Source organism: Rouxiella badensis, assembly GCF_002093665.1.
Lineage (GTDB): Bacteria > Pseudomonadota > Gammaproteobacteria > Enterobacterales > Enterobacteriaceae > Rouxiella > Rouxiella badensis.
Genome location: NZ_MRWE01000039.1, coordinates 1 through 14,619 on the forward strand (window position 1 = coordinate 1; position 14,619 = coordinate 14,619).

A 14,619-nucleotide genomic window follows, 5' to 3' on the forward strand; every position below is an offset into this window, starting at 1 on the left:
ATATATTACCCGTCAATAGAGAATGAAAAATATTTAAAAAACCATGTTTAATTAGATAAAAGAATAAATAAAAAAGGCCGGATAAAATCCAGCCTTTACTCGAAGCATATAAAATTTCTCATATATAGCCTTAAAATGCTCTGTATGCGATTTTGAGACGTTGTACTTTAGAAACCGTGAATCATATTAATAGTAGGTAGTAATGATTTTTACGCGGCTTGATTCCGTGAGGAAAAAATATTTTCATCAATCCAAGCATCGATTTCACTTTCTACAAAGGCGATAGTTCTTTCACCGGTTCTAACAGGTGTTGGAAAACGATTATTTTTGATTAGGTTATAAATCCACGTCCGACCATAACCGGTCCGGTTGATTACTTCAGAAATGCGAATTAGTTTTTTCTTCTGCGTCATATATTTCTCCATCGTCGTTTGATGGAATGTATTATTCGAATATCGCTTATGACGATCAAGCACATTTACGAAAAATATCTGGATTTTTCATCGCATTTGAGGTGTCAGCATCTAAAATCACAACTAAGTTAATTAAAAACAGTTGGTTAGGTTATTTAGCAAAAAGTGCTATTTTCCCGACGGTAGCGGATGTGAAGATGTTGACCATAAGCTTTACGTCTCATGCGGTTTGATGTTCAGTATTGTTCACTGACGTTCACTACCGTAATCTATTGATTTAAATTGACTTGCATTGCCATTTGTTGGTAAAAGTGAGTTGGTAAAATAGAAGTATAGATATTTTTATTCATTTAAAACATAGGAATAAAGTGATGTTCGATTCCGAGTCCGGCACCATCATTCTTAAAACGTGGGTCAGAAAAGTCTTTTGACCGGCGTTAGAAAGTGGGTGTGAAAATCAAAAATTCAAATCGACACAGAGTTACGATTTAGCATCAACTTCAAGAAGGGAGCCTTTAAACGGGTTCCCTTTTTTCGTTGTCCGTCATCTTCACAGTCATTACTCGTAAAACGTTAGATTTAAGCCTCGCCACCTTCACGACTTATCCTGTTACTAAGCTTACCCAGATTTTAAACGCTATCCATATGGCAGCTTTTTTGAGTTAAAAGTGTTTTGATCCGATATTTCACCAAACCTATTCCCGCTTAGGATGATAGTTTTCTGGACTGGAAAACTGTGAAGATTGACAGGGTGGGCATTGGTAAAGGTAAGTTGTATACGAGCCGTTTTGCCCTCTCAGATGCGCTGGAGCGGGTCAAAAAGAAGACATTACTAATCGGGGTGTACTAATTAACGGAGGGCAGGCCAGATTAGCAGGCTTAAGGCAATTATATTTTTAACATGTATATGCAGGAACTGACGATTTCCCCGTTATCGGTAGTAACATTGACGGGCACACGCTCATATTGACTACCTTCAAATTCGTCAAGTACTTGCCAGTGACGTTGTAAATTCTCTGACGTAAAAAGGAATCCTTGTACGCTATTGCCTGAGTTATCCAAAATAATACCGGGATAACCCATTTCGGCTCCCCAACCCTCATTGATAAGAGAGCCTGCGACATGCCCTTCGCGCCATGTACCACCTATCTTTTCGAGAATATGAGCGTTAGGACGGCCTGGTCCCAGCGTTCCGTAAACAAACAGACTTTCCATACATTCTCCTGGTTAAAACAATAATTAGGATATCTCATTATCTACTTTTTCATCCAGAGCAGAGGCAAGGAAAATTCATCAGCGTCTGCTAATGGTCGTGAACCGACTCCGATGATGGCCGATTTTAATAAAGCCGTACTTGAGCATGACATTTAACTGGCCACTCCTCCATCACGCCCATGGGTTCTGCCAAGAAATTTCTATTTAAAGGTAAGAACTCTCTAGCTAAAAAACTAATTTGATATCAAACAATATTTCAACATGTTAATAATGTTTACATTTGCGCCCTCTGTTACACCACGAACAAAATCACATTGTTACGTTTTTAAAAGGGTGCACTTAAGTGAAAAAAACACACAAACTCCAGGGGATGGCATTATCCCTCCTTACCGCCAGCATGTTGTTGTCATTCCAACTACATGCCTATGATAAATATGATATTAAAAAAGCCTATCCTGGCGGAGAAAAAGTCACCCATCAGGGGGGTGATTATCAATCTCAATGGTATGCCAACCCAGGTGAAAAACCGAATGCCTCAGTAGCCCATATCTGGGAAAACGTATGGAAAAAAATCGGCACTTCAACTGACCCGGATACTGACCCCACGCCAGGCCCAGACCCGGATACAGACCCGGATACGGACCCGGATACAGACCCTACGCCTGGACCTTCTGACTATCCGCAATACCAGTCAGGCAAACATTACAAAATGGGCGAGATTGTCAGCAATAAAGGCAAAGATTATCAATGTCAGGTTGCTAACTGGTGTAGTGGGGAACCTTCGGCCTATGCACCAGGCGATGGCTGGGCATGGGAATCAGCGTGGAGTCTGCACGGACTCGCGCCTGAACCGGGTATGGAACTCACCCAGAAAGCGCTGAATGAGCGTGAAGATGCTTTGACAAACACCTCGCAACTGGTTGCAGTGAAAAAAGCCATCCGCACCCTGAGCAATGAAAAGGTTGAGCAAATTAAACCCGGTGCGGCGAACAATCCTTCCAACGTGAAACGCGTTGAAGAGTTGGTGACGGCAGAGAAATGGAATACCTTCTTCCCACACCGCGACCCTGCTTACACCTATGAAAACTTCTTGAAGGCAGTCGGGAAATTCCCCGTTCTTTGTGCTGATAGCGAAAATGGGCAGGACGCCGATGGGATTTGTAAAAAGACACTGGCGACCATGTTTGCTCACTTTGTTCAGGAAACCGGGGAACATGCCAACCAAAGTGATGTAGCGCAGTGGCAACAAGGATTGCATTGGGTCCGGGAAATGGGCCTGAATGAAACGTCCTATGATAAATACACGGGTGCTACCTGTGATCCTACCACCTGGCAGGGAAAAGCTTGGCCTTGTGCAAAAGACAAACAAGGTAATGCGCTGAGCTATTTTGGCCGCGGGGCGAAACAACTGAGCTATAACTTCAACTATGGTGCCTTTTCACAAGCCATGTTTGGCGATGTGAACGTTTTACTAAAAGAACCCCATCGCGTAGCCGACACCTGGCTCAACCTGGCCAGTGCAATATTTTTCTATGTTCAACCACAGCCCCCTAAACCGAGCATGCAAGCAGTGATGGATGGCAGCTGGCAGCCTAATGCGGCAGACAAGGCTAATGGGCTGGTTCCTGGTTTTGGTGTCACCACCCAAATCATTAACGGTGGCGTGGAATGTGGCGGCAGCGTGGAAGTTCAACAGTCTCAAAACCGTATCCAGTATTACAAAGAATTTGCCAAGCAATTTGGGGTACCCGTACCTGACAGTGAAGTGCTGGGTTGTAAAGGCATGAAACAATTTAGCGAGGCCAGCTCAGCGGCCATGCCGTTGTTCTGGGTGAAGGATGATAGTTATGTTGCTGAAAATAAAGGTGGCAAGTCCTATGCATGTAAACTTGTTAACTGGCAGGAAAACGATTTTAGCGCGCTGACCAAAGGGGATTACACTCGCTGCGTTAAAGCGAGTTTCCCTGACGTCGTTATCAAGAACTAACTAGCGCGTCTCCGTTGATGTTTGTTTAACATATCGCCCCTTCAGTTAATAAGAAGGGGCGAATCGCTCAGACACTCCCGGCCCTGTCGCCGCGTCCAGATATAAGTCACACCGCCGCACTCAACCTCGATTCCAGCGCACCCTGCGGATTTATGTGCTTTACAGGGAGCGACAGTCTCCATCATTCTTTCGGCAGTGACGGTAAAATACGCTGTGTTTACCGCACACTAAGCATTTATTATTTATTAAACAGGCTATCTGAAGAGATAAGTTTCTAACTGACAGAGGGGATGCATAAAAATTAAATGCGTCGCGCTTTGCCTTAACTTTCATGAGCTCATGATTTAATCTTGTAAATAAATGATTAAATTTTCGATAAAGTTTTTTAAGGTTTATATTTATTGTTAGCTAAATTTAACTGTTGAATGTAAATCAATCAACCTTGTTAGGTTGGCCTAACAATCGATGAAATAATAATCCAGGCCAATAATTAGCGCGAATATTTATATGTTGAGCTCGTTTCTTGCGTGTAAAAGCTCGGCAAAAAGCTTATTGAACTCGTCGACCTTACTTTGCAGTTCGGCCATGTGCCGTTCTTTCTCAGACTCGGGCAGGTAAGCGAAAAGCCGCAGCAGTTCTAGCTCGCGCTCTGCCAGGGGCGGGGCAATGGATTCAATGGGGATGGGAGAAGTCTCTGTATCGCCATATAAAATCCAGGTAGGCGTACACTTGAGTGCGCTAGCCAAAGCAAACAGGTTCCTGCCACCGGGCGTGGTGTCACAGCTCTCCCACTGTGAAATTGTGACATGGGAGACCTTCACAACCGATGCAAGTTTGCGCTGGGTGTATTTCATCTCTTTTCGTCGCAATTTAATGCGGTCACCGGGAGTCATCATAGTTAGGTAATTCTAAGTTCTCTTGCGTTAAATATCTCAAACACATGATTTTTAGGTTAAACTAACAGCACTCTATTAATAACTCATAAAATATCATCATGCGTTTTTCACGCCACCCGTCCGCCTCGATTAAATTATAAAAACTCAATCGAAAGAGGTTTTTCGATAAAAAGGAGATTATTGTTTAATATAGAGCGGTGGACTTTTAAACGCTGTTCTAATATGGACCCATTTTTTCTATAAGTCCGGTGTATTAATCAAAAGGGCGCATAACGGATGTAAAAGGCAAAATTAAGCGGGGATGGATCGTTATGGCAGGGAAAAAGGGGCATTTACCCCTTAGTAGTCCACGTAAGTGCCCTCGAGCGCCAAAACTTGTTCGACGTTGTGCCGGTGTACGGCTTCATAGGGTTCAAACCAGGCAACGGCGCCGGTTGCCAGAGACTCTGCGGCAAACTCCTTCAGCGAAAGATTGGCAAGGCTGGAGTCGGTTTTAAGCCTGATAAGTTGGGCCACATATTTTTCCGTCGCATCGATAAGCTCACGCGGATAGCCGCCCAGCTCAATGATTTCATACCTGCCGTGATTAGGTAATAGCCACTGGAAATGCCATTGTTTAAAACGGGCAAGTTCTTTGAGATGAGTGTCGAGCCTATCAGGCTCCGTCACGTAGGTCAGCGTATCTTCAAGTGTGTCACCGGCCAGAACCAGGCCCAGAGAAGGGATTTTTACCACCACACCGTCAGCGCTATGAATGTCCAGTTGCCTCAGCTCAAGCTCGATAGTGCCGACATGCAGAGTCAAACAATTGTGAAAAGTTGCGGTAGGCATCACCACCGGCTTAATCGGTGGCTTACCGGTCTCCAGGCGTTCGCGATTTTCGCTGAGCAACGCCCGTGTAAGGTCACAGGCGATAATTTCACAGTCACTGAACGCGCCATTGCCCGCCACATGATCGGTGTGCCAATGACTCATGACGACGCGAATGTCTGTAATACCCTGGGATTGTAGAGTGTGACGAATGAAAGCGGCATGCCGAAGGCTCATGTGGGTGTCATAAACCACGGCCTCAGTGCCTTGATAAATCACGTAAGTGGCGGTGCCGAGAGAATAGGCACCGTCATCAAGCCAGTTAGCTTCCTGACTATAAAGCCTTTTATTTTCGATACGGCCATCATAAAAAGCCATTATTCCGGGCCACGGCATGCAAACTCGCATGGTCGCAGCCCAGGACTCTTCTCGCTCTATCGTTGACATACCTTACCTTGTGTAAAGACCGTCGGTCTTTAAGAAATACAACCTGAAACAGGCGTATGCAACAACAAAATATCGAGAGAGAAAAGAAGCTTAAACGGTACCGGTTCCACCGTCAGAACACCAAACCTGACCGGATGAGTAGCTGTTATCGGCCGAGGCAAAGGTAACGTAAAGTGGCGCAATTTCGGCCGGCTGACCGGGGCGCGCAAGAGGCGCTTCTTCGCCAAACACTTCAACTTTTTCCTGTGGTTGCCCACCGCAAACCTGTAGCGGAGTCCAGTAAGGGCCCGGTGCGACGGCGTTTACGCGTATACCCTCAGGACCAAGCTGTTTAGCAAGAGACTTGGTGAAAGCGACGATAGATGCCTTGGTCTGCGCATAGTCGAGCAGGATTTCGCTTGGCTTATAGGCTTGTACGGAGGTGGTGTTAATGATTGAGGCACCACGCGGCAAGTAGTCGAGCGCCGCTTTTGTTATCCAGAACATCGCATAAACGTTGGTTTTAAAGGTCGCGTCAAATGCCTCTGTAGTCAGATCCTTGATGGACTCGCAGAACTGCTGACGACCGGCGTTATTAACCAGAATATCCAGGCCGCCAAGCTCGCTCGCTGCCTGTTTTACCAACTTCTGACAAAAGGCTTCATCGCGGATATCACCCGGAATGGCCACCGCCTTGCGGCCTTCTTCCCTGATTAACGCGATCACTTCCTTCGCGTCTGATTCCTCGGCGGGGAGGTAGTTGATAGCAACGTCGGCGCCTTCACGGGCATAGGCAATCGCAACGGCTTGGCCGATACCAGAGTCACCGCCGGTTATCAGTGCTTTGCGACCTGTCAGTTTACCGCTGCCTCGATAGGATTTCTCCCCGTGATCAGGGCGCGGAGACATCTCGCTCACCAGACCCGGGAAAGGTTGTTTCTGCTGTTTAAACGGCGGAACAGGATAAGACTCAGCATTGCCCAGAATATTTGAGGTGGGGGAATTTTGCTTGTTGCTCATTGTGTGCTCCTTCCATTAGGTTAAACATACCTAAAGCCTAGTGTAAAAAATTACCTTTTTGAAATATTCAGATTGTTCTGCTGATTATTTTCCTTATTTACACTGACTCTGTTTGCACGATGCTGGAGACTCATGGAACGGAATCAGACTTGAACCCTGTATAGATATTCAGTAGAATCCGCATTGTCTATTTTTTGCCCTAAAAAACGCCTCGCAGCTCTGTTTATCTTATTAAAAAGCGCCCTATGCCAAACGAAAATACGCCTCTGCTTTACCAGTATCCGGAACACCTTCGCCATACGCTCGAGACGCTGCCCGCGCGCAGTGGGGTCTATATTTTCTATGGGCAGGACCAGACGTTTCCGCTGTATATCGGCAAAAGCGTTAATATCCGCAGCCGCGTGCTGGCGCATTTCAGAGCCGTGGATGAGGCGAAACTACTGCGCATGACCTGCAATATCGAGTACGTAGAAACGGTTGGGGAAATAGGCGCACTGCTGCTTGAGTCGAAGATGATCAAGGACCGGCGGCCGCTGTTTAATAAACGACTGCGCGTAACCCGCAAGCTCTGCTCGCTGCGGGTTGATGATCAGACGACGGGCATTGTTTTCAGCAACGAGCTCGACTTTTCGACCTCGGAAGATCTCTTCGGATTGTTTAAAACCAAGTTTGCGGCTATTGAAAAACTGCGCGATATCGCCGACGAGCAGAAGCTCTGCTACGGCGCGCTGGGGCTGGAGAAACTGTCGGCCAAGCGAGCCTGCTTCCGTTTTTCTCTGGGGCGCTGCGCCGGCCTGTGCTGTGGCAAAGAGACGCGGGTGGAGCACCAGACGCGCCTCAAAATGGCGCTTGAGGCGATGAAGGTTCGCAGTTGGCCCTATCCGGGACGGATCGCTATCGAAGAAAAATCAGGCCAGCAGACGGAATATCACGTGTTGAACAACTGGTTTTATCTGGGCACCGTCAGCACGCTTGAGGCGGCCAAAGGCGTACAAACCGCGACGCCTCATTTTGACCGCGACAGCTATAAGATCCTCTGCCAGCATGTGTTCAGGCACCAGGGGCTGAACATCACGCTATTGGATTAGAGCCTGCCCGCACTGCCGCAGATGCGGATCTTTTCGGCCACCACCTCTTTCATCGCCTGCTTGCCGGGCGTGATATATTTACGCGGATCGTTGGCGTCAGGGTTTTCACTGAAATAGCCCTTAACCGCATCGGCGAAGGCGATTTTTAATTCGGTGGCAACGTTCACTTTGCATACGCCGAGCGCGATGGCCCGGGCGATCATCGCCTCGGGAATGCCAGAGGCGCCGTGCAATACCAGCGGAATTTCCACCTGCTGGCGGATCTTCTCCAGCCTGTCGAAATCGAGCCGAGGCTCGCCCTGATACAGTCCGTGTGCTGATCCTATCGCCACCGCAAGCGAGTCGATCCCGGTCACCTCGACAAACTCCTTCGCGGCCAAAGGATCGGTGAAGAAACTGTCGGCTGAATCGACCACCAGATCGTCCTCCTGCCCCCCCAATCTGCCCAGTTCGGCCTCAACGCTGGCACCGTATCGATGGCAGAGTTTTACCGCCTGCATCACCAGCTCGATGTTCTGGCGAAACGGCAAGTGCGATCCGTCGATCATCACCGATCGGATCCCTTGCCGGACCTTGTCCTCGATATCGCCCATCTCTTCGTGGTGATCAAGATGCAGAGCCAACGGCAGGTTATAGCGTCGGGCGGCGGCCTGGCAGATCTCGACCAGATAATCCGTTCCTGCATAGCTGAAGGTGCCGGGCGTACCGGCCATGATCACCGGCGAGCCCATCTCGGCGGCGGTTTCTGCCACCACCTGCACCGTTTCCAGATTGTGCACGTTGAAAGCAGGCACCGCGTAACCTTCGCGCTGCGCTTTATTTAACATCTCGCGGTTAGAGACTAAATACATGGAAACTCCCTGAATTGGCGCAAAAAAACCGTCGTCTATATCCGTCAGAGTGCGGAAGCACTGGCCGGATTAACGGGTTTTGAATAGTGATAAATCGTGACCCCTTTCACCACGCGATTCACCTCGCCGGTTGGGCAAGGGTTATCCGGCGTCAGGCCATGTGCCAGCGAGGTCTCCATCGCCAGCATCTGGGCGAACAGCAGGTAAGGGAACATCATCCACACGTCTTCGCGTTCGTTATGCAGGGTCTGAATGTCAGAATGGTCTTGTACGTCGGCTTCGCCGCTGAGCCCTACCATCTGCTGCACCAGGCCATCGCGTTTCAGCTCGTGCCACAGGTCAAGATCGTATTTGCGCGCGTAACCGTCGCCGGAAAACATCATCAACACCAGCGTCTGGTCATCGACCATAAACTTGGGGCCATGACGCAGGCCCAGCGGCGAGTCGTAGCGGGTAACGATACGTCCCGCGGTGAGTTCCAGCATCTTCAGCGAGGCCTCTTCCGCAAGTCCGGTAAAACAGCTGCCGCCGAGCGTGATGTAGCGGGTGAAGCCGCTGTGTGCCAGCTTCTTGACCTGAGATTGCAGGCTTTCGCGCAGGCGGTAGCCGCTTTCTACCATCCGATTCAGCGGCGGGTAGGCTTCATCGAGCGACTGCGGGCCGAGCAGCAAGGCCGCGCCGAGCATCATGCAGCTAAAGCTCGAGGTCATCGCGAAGCTCTGATCGTTGGAGCCTTTCGGCATCACTACGGCCAGCACGTTGTCGCGGCCTTCGGCATACTGCGCCAGCTGACTGTCGGGATTGCACACCAACATCAGGTGATAACATTCAGGTACCAGCTGATCGGCCAGCGCCACGCTGGCGACGCTTTCAGGGCTGTTGCCGGAACGAGCAAAAGATACCAGCAGCGTAGGACGCGAACGGTCGAGATACTGATGCGGATTGGCGACGATATCCGTGGTGCCATAGGCCACCACGTCGCGGCCGGTCTGCTGGCGTAGCCAGGGCGCGAGCGCCCGACCGGCAAAGGCCGAACTGCCCGCACCACACAGCACAATTTGCAGACGCGGGTTTTCAAGCAGCGGCCGCAGGAAAGGCTGCCACTGTCCGCTGTCCTCGGTGAGCTGTTGATGCAACTGACGCCACAGGTCGGGCTGATTCCATATTTCGCGTGCGGTGTGCAGCGCGTTGTGCTGTTCCAGCCAGTCTGTGCTGTAGGAAAAATAGTGGCTCATGATACGTGCTCCTTCGCAGCGGGCTGGCAGGCATCGGCGTAATCCGTCAGCACTTCACTGATTTTATGTAATACCCAATCCTCGGGATCGGAAGAGAGTGTTCCGGCGTTAATGGCGCGCGCCTGTTCGGGCAGATACTGGCTCAGCAGCGCCAGCGGGACCGGGTTTTGACGCAAATTCTCCAGCAATGCCTCGACGGCCTGTGATACCTCCGGCAGCGGCCAGTAATAGCGCACGCGGTCACTCAGGCTGTACTGGCGATACAAATGCTGCTGATGCGGTTTGCCGGGATAATAGCGACGCCACTGTTCAGGGCGCTCGCACATCACCTGCTCGAGCGTCGCACAAAGGTGTGATGCCTGATGTTCGCCGAGCCACTCGCGCTCGATGTGGTCGAGGGCAAACAGCGCCTCGCGCAGTGCGAAGGTTAGCGCCGGACCCACCTTTAGAATGGCGAAATGGTCACGCACCAGCTGGCGGTAGGCCTGCGGGGGTTGATAATCGGTGGAGTGCGCCTCATACACCAGCGTGGGCCAGCTCTCGATAAAACGAGTGAGCTGACGTGCTCGCTCAGGCTGATAACGCTCTACGCTGTGGTTGTCGAATTCGACGCCCGGCTGCACCACGACGGCAATCACACGCGGCCAGACCGCTGCGAGACCCTGTGCCATCCACGCGCTGCGGTGCACGCCCAGCGTGGTTTCGACGGCATCCGGCGTGGTGACGTGCATCTCTTCTTCCTCGAGTTCGCCCTGCGCACCGCCCGGTACCGGCACTTCGGTGCCAATCACATAAACCGGTGCTTCACCGCCGTGCTGCTGCCAGCTTTTCTCGGCAACGGCACACAGGCGCGCTGCGCGGCGGGCAACTTCTTCGTCGCCGAGCGGGAAGGGATCGCCTGCGCATGACATTGAGCAGTCGAGATGAATCTTGCGAAATCCGGCGGCGACATAGTCGGCTATTAGCGTATCGGCGAGCGCCATCGCCTGTTCTGCGTCTTTATCCTGCCAGGCGTTGGGGCCAAGGTGGTCACCGCCGAGCCATACGCGGTCACGCGGCAGCCCCAGCGCATCTGCCTGCTGCCAGACGGCATCGCGAAACTGATGCGGCTGCATGCCGGTGTAGCCGCCAAACTGATTGACCTGATTGGAGGTCGCCTCAATTAACACTGCGCTGCCTCGCTGAAGTGCCTGACGCAGCGCAGCCTCGATAACCCAGGGATGCGCCGAGCAGACAGAGAACACGCCAACCGGCTCTCCGGATTTATGGCGCTGGATCAGCGAAAGTAGTTGTTGCATGAAAACTCCTTAGCAGGATATTCAACGGACAGAATGTTTGGATACGCCGGCCCTTTAGCTGTCGGCGATGATGACCTCAACCCCTAAACTTTGCAGTTTTCGGCGGTACTCCTCGGGAATGCCGCTGTCGGTGACCAATTTCTGGATCTGACCTATCTCACGGATCATGCAGAAACTGGTGCGGCCGAACTTGCTGGCATCCGCCACGGCGATAACTTCGCGCGCCACGTCGCACATGGCACGGTTCAGCTGCGCCTCGCCGGGATTTGGCGTGGTGATGCCGCTGACCAAATCGAAACCGTCCACGCCGAGAAACAGCTTGTCGAAACGATACTGACGAATGTGTTGCTCGGCCGATGGGCCGTACAGCGACCACGATTTGCGCCTCACGCTGCCGCCAATCACCATCAGGTCGACCTGCTCATTGCTTGCCAGCTCAAACGCAATGTTCAGTGCGTTGGTCATCACCACCAGTTCCTGTTTGCCCTGCAGCTGCGGCACCATCTGGCTGATGGTTGAACCCGAATCGAGGATTATCGAATCTCCATCATTGACCAGCGCGGCGGCGGCGCAGGCGATGGTGTATTTCACGTCGCGATTAATGCGTCCCTTGTCCTGCAGCGGGCGGTCAAATACGAACTGTTTGTTTAGTTTGGCGCCTCCGTAGGCGCGCACGGCACAGCCGCTTCTTTCCAGATAACGCAGGTCGTTACGGATGGTCACGCTCGATACGTCGTACTGCCCGCTGAGCTCTTCGACCCGCACTGACCCCTCGCGGCACAGCTGGTCGATGATCAATTCCCGACGTTTTAGCGTATTTATCATTGGCGTTTATTCTCCCGAGGCAGCGGCCACGTTTCCGCTTACGACAACCTTGCTGCTTTCAGTGTTTCGGCTTGATTACAACAAACGGAACACTGAAAATCAACGTCATTTTTCACAATAAATCTTTATATATCATATGTTTAATTTTATTTTTTCTTTCGATTGAGACTAAATCGAAAGCACAACATATGGCGTATAAAGCGCCAAAAACGTTATGAATCAGCCGTTCTTTCGATTTGTTTCACCGTGCAATCCGCACAGAGTGAAAGACGGCCCCTCTGGCTGTGCGTTTTGTCTTTCGCTTGCCCGGCGGAAAATAATTTATCCCTTCATCCGTCAAGCAGAGCCGCACCGCGCACGCCGCTGCTGTCGCCATACACCGGCGGTAAAATCGCTGCCGGTTGACTGTGAGCGAATAGCCAGCCGCGCATCGCCTGCGGCAGCAGTTGGTAGATCTCCGCAATATTCGACAGGCCGCCGCCAAACACGAACGCATCGACGTCGAGCATCAGTTGCAGGCTAGCCAACGCGCTGGCAAGAATATCGATATACATCGCGATCAGTCGTTGAGCGAGCGGGCAGCCTTGACGATAGTGCGTCAACAGGTCCGGTACGCTGGTGGCCTGATGATGAAAATGCTGGCTGAGTGCCATCAGTCCTCGTCCTGAAACGTAACGCTCGAAACAGCCGCTAAGACCGCAGCTACAGGCAAACAGCGGCAGGTCATAGCGCTGCACCAGCTGGGCAGAAATAGGCGTATGCCCCCATTCACCCGCCAGCCCATTTTTGCCCTTGTAGAGGTGCCGATTCAGCACTAATCCGCCGCCTGCACCGGTGCCGATAATCACCCCGAATACGATATCGTGCGCACGCGTCTGTTCAGTGCTGGCCTCCGACAGGGCAAAGCAGCGGCAGTCGTTTTCAATGGTCACCGGGCGGTCCAGCGTATTAGCGAGGTCGTCTCCCAGGCAGTGGCCAGAGAGGCAGGGCACGTTGACCGACAGCTGTTTATGGCTGATGGGATCGGTCACGCCGGGCAGGCCGATGCCGATGCTGCCGCGCGTATGCAGAGTCATGTCTGCCTGCGCGACCAGCGTTTTCACACAGTCCAGAAACTGCTGATAGTCTGCGGTCGGCGTATTAACGCGTTGGCAAAATACCTGGTTAAGCCGGTCGTCGAAGGCCGCCATTTCAATCTTGGTGCCGCCGATATCAAATCCATAGCGCATCCATTTTCTCCTCGCGAGTCAGGCAGAGTGCACGGCGATAACGGCACATTCGCGGCGTGCTCGCTCGGCGGCAAAGACCATCAGATGGCTTTCCAGGGTCTCTCTCGGGCCAGAGAGGATCTGGCTGGCATCGTTGCGGCGTATGGCGTCGATGAAGTGTGCCATCAGGTAGTAGTCACCGCCGCCGTGGCCGCTCATGGTACTGCTTTGCGCCGGGTCGATGCTGTCGATATCGTCTACGTCATAGACCGTCTCGCTGTCGTCGATAAACGAGGTGATGCGGATAAAGCGACCGTCGCCTTCGAGCGTGCCGTGACTGCCAAACAGCTGGGTTTTACGGTCTTCATGGCGGGTAAAGGCGGTCATGGTGAAGGAGGCCGTTTTGCCACCGGCGAACTGAATATTGACGACCTGATGATCGACCACGTTATTGTCGCAGCGGTAAACGCAGCGGCCGTACTGCCCGTTGCGCAGTGCAGCGAGGAGATTCTCCTGACTGACGTCCGGCGTGAGTACGCGCAGAAAACCCTGGGTCGATTTATGCGTGTCGCCGAGGTAGATCTTTTTGGCTGAGTAGGGGCATTGTGACTCTACGCCGCAGTCGAGGCAGTTGTCGGCGGCTCCGGCAGGCTGGTTCTCGGCGCGAAAATGGCGCAGGCCGCCGAAGGAGCTGACCTGTTCGCATGGGGTATCCATGATGTAGCGGATCCAGTCGATGTCATGGCAGGATTTCTGCAGCAGCATTGAGGCCGAATGTTGGTCGTTGCGCCAGTTGCCACGTACGAAGGAGTGCGCCTGATGCCAGTATCCGACCGGCTCGAGGTGCTGCATGCTAACCACGTCACCGATCGCTTTATCACGCAGCAGCTGCTTGAGTTTTTGGGTGTAGCGGGTATAGCGCAGCACGTGGCCGACCGAGAAAATCACCCCGGCGCGTTGCACCGCCTGCACGATATCGCGACATTCCTGGCTATCAGGAGAAAGCGGTTTTTCGAGCAGCATATGATAGCCCAGGGCGGCGAAGGCCAGCGCCGGTTCGAGGTGCATACTGTCCTGAGTGCAAATCAGCACCGCGTCGGCCATTTTTTCTTCCGCCGCAGCGTCTTTCCAGTCTTTAAAAACGCTCTCTGGTGCAATATCGTGCTGCGCGACGAACTGCTCTCGATAGACGTCACGCGGCTCGGCCACGGCCACCACGCGCATCAGCTCGGGATGCGCCAGCGCGTAACGTGAATAAATTTCCCCGCGTGCACCGGCGCCGACCACCAACACACTGACGGGTTTAACTGAAGATGAGGTTAATGACATTGCGATTCTCCACTTGTT

13 protein-coding genes are annotated in these 14,619 nt (G+C 51.9%); 2 read left to right on the top strand and 11 right to left on the bottom strand.

Going from position 1 to position 14,619, the window contains the following annotated elements:
* Nucleotides 1–209: 209 nt before the first annotated feature.
* Nucleotides 210–413, bottom strand: coding sequence for a helix-turn-helix transcriptional regulator (locus BS640_RS18865; RefSeq protein WP_084913135.1), 204 nt, complete (start codon nucleotides 411–413; stop codon nucleotides 210–212).
* A gap of 888 nt (nucleotides 414–1,301) precedes the next feature.
* Nucleotides 1,302–1,628, bottom strand: coding sequence for a gamma-glutamylcyclotransferase family protein (locus BS640_RS18870; RefSeq protein WP_017491520.1), 327 nt, complete (start codon nucleotides 1,626–1,628; stop codon nucleotides 1,302–1,304).
* Between the two features lie 397 nt (nucleotides 1,629–2,025).
* Here BS640_RS18870 and BS640_RS18875 point away from each other — a divergent pair, with 397 nt between their 5' ends.
* Nucleotides 2,026–3,615, top strand: a complete 1,590-nt coding sequence (locus tag BS640_RS18875) for a glycoside hydrolase family 19 protein (RefSeq protein ID WP_017491521.1) — start codon at nucleotides 2,026–2,028, stop codon at nucleotides 3,613–3,615.
* A 503-nt stretch (nucleotides 3,616–4,118) separates the two neighbouring features.
* On the opposite strand, the gene BS640_RS18880 is transcribed toward BS640_RS18875, so the two are convergent.
* From BS640_RS18880 to BS640_RS18890, 3 genes are all read right to left on the bottom strand, one after another.
* Complete coding sequence (locus tag BS640_RS18880; protein ID WP_017491522.1) at nucleotides 4,119–4,511, bottom strand: helix-turn-helix domain-containing protein; 393 nt, start codon at nucleotides 4,509–4,511, stop codon at nucleotides 4,119–4,121.
* 339 nt (nucleotides 4,512–4,850) lie between these two features.
* Nucleotides 4,851–5,768, bottom strand: a complete 918-nt coding sequence (locus BS640_RS18885) for an MBL fold metallo-hydrolase (protein WP_139802843.1) — start codon at nucleotides 5,766–5,768, stop codon at nucleotides 4,851–4,853.
* 90 nt (nucleotides 5,769–5,858) lie between these two features.
* Nucleotides 5,859–6,767 carry an SDR family oxidoreductase gene (locus tag BS640_RS18890; RefSeq protein ID WP_084913136.1) on the bottom strand — a complete coding sequence of 303 codons (909 nt, stop codon included), beginning with the start codon at nucleotides 6,765–6,767 and terminating at the stop codon, nucleotides 5,859–5,861.
* A 245-nt stretch (nucleotides 6,768–7,012) separates the two neighbouring features.
* Here BS640_RS18890 and cho point away from each other — a divergent pair, with 245 nt between their 5' ends.
* Nucleotides 7,013–7,855, top strand: a complete 843-nt coding sequence (cho, locus tag BS640_RS18895; RefSeq protein WP_017491525.1) for an excinuclease Cho — start codon at nucleotides 7,013–7,015, stop codon at nucleotides 7,853–7,855.
* Here cho and BS640_RS18900 read toward each other — a convergent pair.
* The 6 genes from BS640_RS18900 to BS640_RS18925 form a co-directional block, all read right to left on the bottom strand.
* Complete coding sequence (locus tag BS640_RS18900; protein ID WP_017491526.1) at nucleotides 7,852–8,706, bottom strand: tagatose bisphosphate family class II aldolase; 855 nt, start codon at nucleotides 8,704–8,706, stop codon at nucleotides 7,852–7,854. The genes cho and BS640_RS18900 overlap by 4 nt on opposite strands.
* A gap of 44 nt (nucleotides 8,707–8,750) precedes the next feature.
* Complete coding sequence (locus tag BS640_RS18905) at nucleotides 8,751–9,941, bottom strand: SIS domain-containing protein (protein ID WP_017491527.1); 1,191 nt, start codon at nucleotides 9,939–9,941, stop codon at nucleotides 8,751–8,753.
* Complete coding sequence (locus BS640_RS18910) at nucleotides 9,938–11,239, bottom strand: D-tagatose-bisphosphate aldolase, class II, non-catalytic subunit (RefSeq protein WP_017491528.1); 1,302 nt, start codon at nucleotides 11,237–11,239, stop codon at nucleotides 9,938–9,940. The genes BS640_RS18905 and BS640_RS18910 overlap by 4 nt, the downstream gene beginning before the upstream one ends.
* Before the next feature lie 54 nt (nucleotides 11,240–11,293).
* Nucleotides 11,294–12,064, bottom strand: coding sequence for a transcriptional repressor AgaR (gene agaR, locus BS640_RS18915; protein ID WP_017491529.1), 771 nt, complete (start codon nucleotides 12,062–12,064; stop codon nucleotides 11,294–11,296).
* Nucleotides 12,065–12,393: 329 nt separating this feature from the next.
* Nucleotides 12,394–13,293 carry an ROK family protein gene (locus tag BS640_RS18920; protein ID WP_017491530.1) on the bottom strand — a complete coding sequence of 300 codons (900 nt, stop codon included), beginning with the start codon at nucleotides 13,291–13,293 and terminating at the stop codon, nucleotides 12,394–12,396.
* Between the two features lie 18 nt (nucleotides 13,294–13,311).
* The gene (locus tag BS640_RS18925) at nucleotides 13,312–14,601 is read right to left on the bottom strand and encodes a Gfo/Idh/MocA family protein (RefSeq protein WP_084913137.1); all 1,290 of its coding nucleotides are present in this window, start codon (nucleotides 14,599–14,601) and stop codon (nucleotides 13,312–13,314) included.
* Nucleotides 14,602–14,619 lie beyond the last annotated feature (18 nt).

Excerpts from the sequence above, each read along its gene's own strand:
- BS640_RS18900 (WP_017491526.1), bottom strand. The coding sequence starts at position 8,706 with ATGTATTTAGTCTCTAACCGCGAGATGTTAAATAAAGCGCAGCGCGAA.
- agaR (WP_017491529.1), bottom strand. The coding sequence starts at position 12,064 with ATGATAAATACGCTAAAACGTCGGGAATTGATCATCGACCAGCTGTGC.
- cho (WP_017491525.1), top strand. The coding sequence starts at position 7,013 with ATGCCAAACGAAAATACGCCTCTGCTTTACCAGTATCCGGAACACCTT.
- BS640_RS18870 (WP_017491520.1), bottom strand. The coding sequence starts at position 1,628 with ATGGAAAGTCTGTTTGTTTACGGAACGCTGGGACCAGGCCGTCCTAAC.
- BS640_RS18865 (WP_084913135.1), bottom strand. The coding sequence starts at position 413 with ATGACGCAGAAGAAAAAACTAATTCGCATTTCTGAAGTAATCAACCGG.
- BS640_RS18920 (WP_017491530.1), bottom strand. The coding sequence starts at position 13,293 with ATGCGCTATGGATTTGATATCGGCGGCACCAAGATTGAAATGGCGGCC.
- BS640_RS18910 (WP_017491528.1), bottom strand. The coding sequence starts at position 11,239 with ATGCAACAACTACTTTCGCTGATCCAGCGCCATAAATCCGGAGAGCCG.
- BS640_RS18875 (WP_017491521.1), top strand. The coding sequence starts at position 2,026 with ATGTTGTTGTCATTCCAACTACATGCCTATGATAAATATGATATTAAA.
- BS640_RS18885 (WP_139802843.1), bottom strand. The coding sequence starts at position 5,768 with ATGTCAACGATAGAGCGAGAAGAGTCCTGGGCTGCGACCATGCGAGTT.
- BS640_RS18905 (WP_017491527.1), bottom strand. The coding sequence starts at position 9,941 with ATGAGCCACTATTTTTCCTACAGCACAGACTGGCTGGAACAGCACAAC.
- BS640_RS18890 (WP_084913136.1), bottom strand. The coding sequence starts at position 6,767 with ATGAGCAACAAGCAAAATTCCCCCACCTCAAATATTCTGGGCAATGCT.
- BS640_RS18925 (WP_084913137.1), bottom strand. The coding sequence starts at position 14,601 with ATGTCATTAACCTCATCTTCAGTTAAACCCGTCAGTGTGTTGGTGGTC.
- BS640_RS18880 (WP_017491522.1), bottom strand. The coding sequence starts at position 4,511 with ATGATGACTCCCGGTGACCGCATTAAATTGCGACGAAAAGAGATGAAA.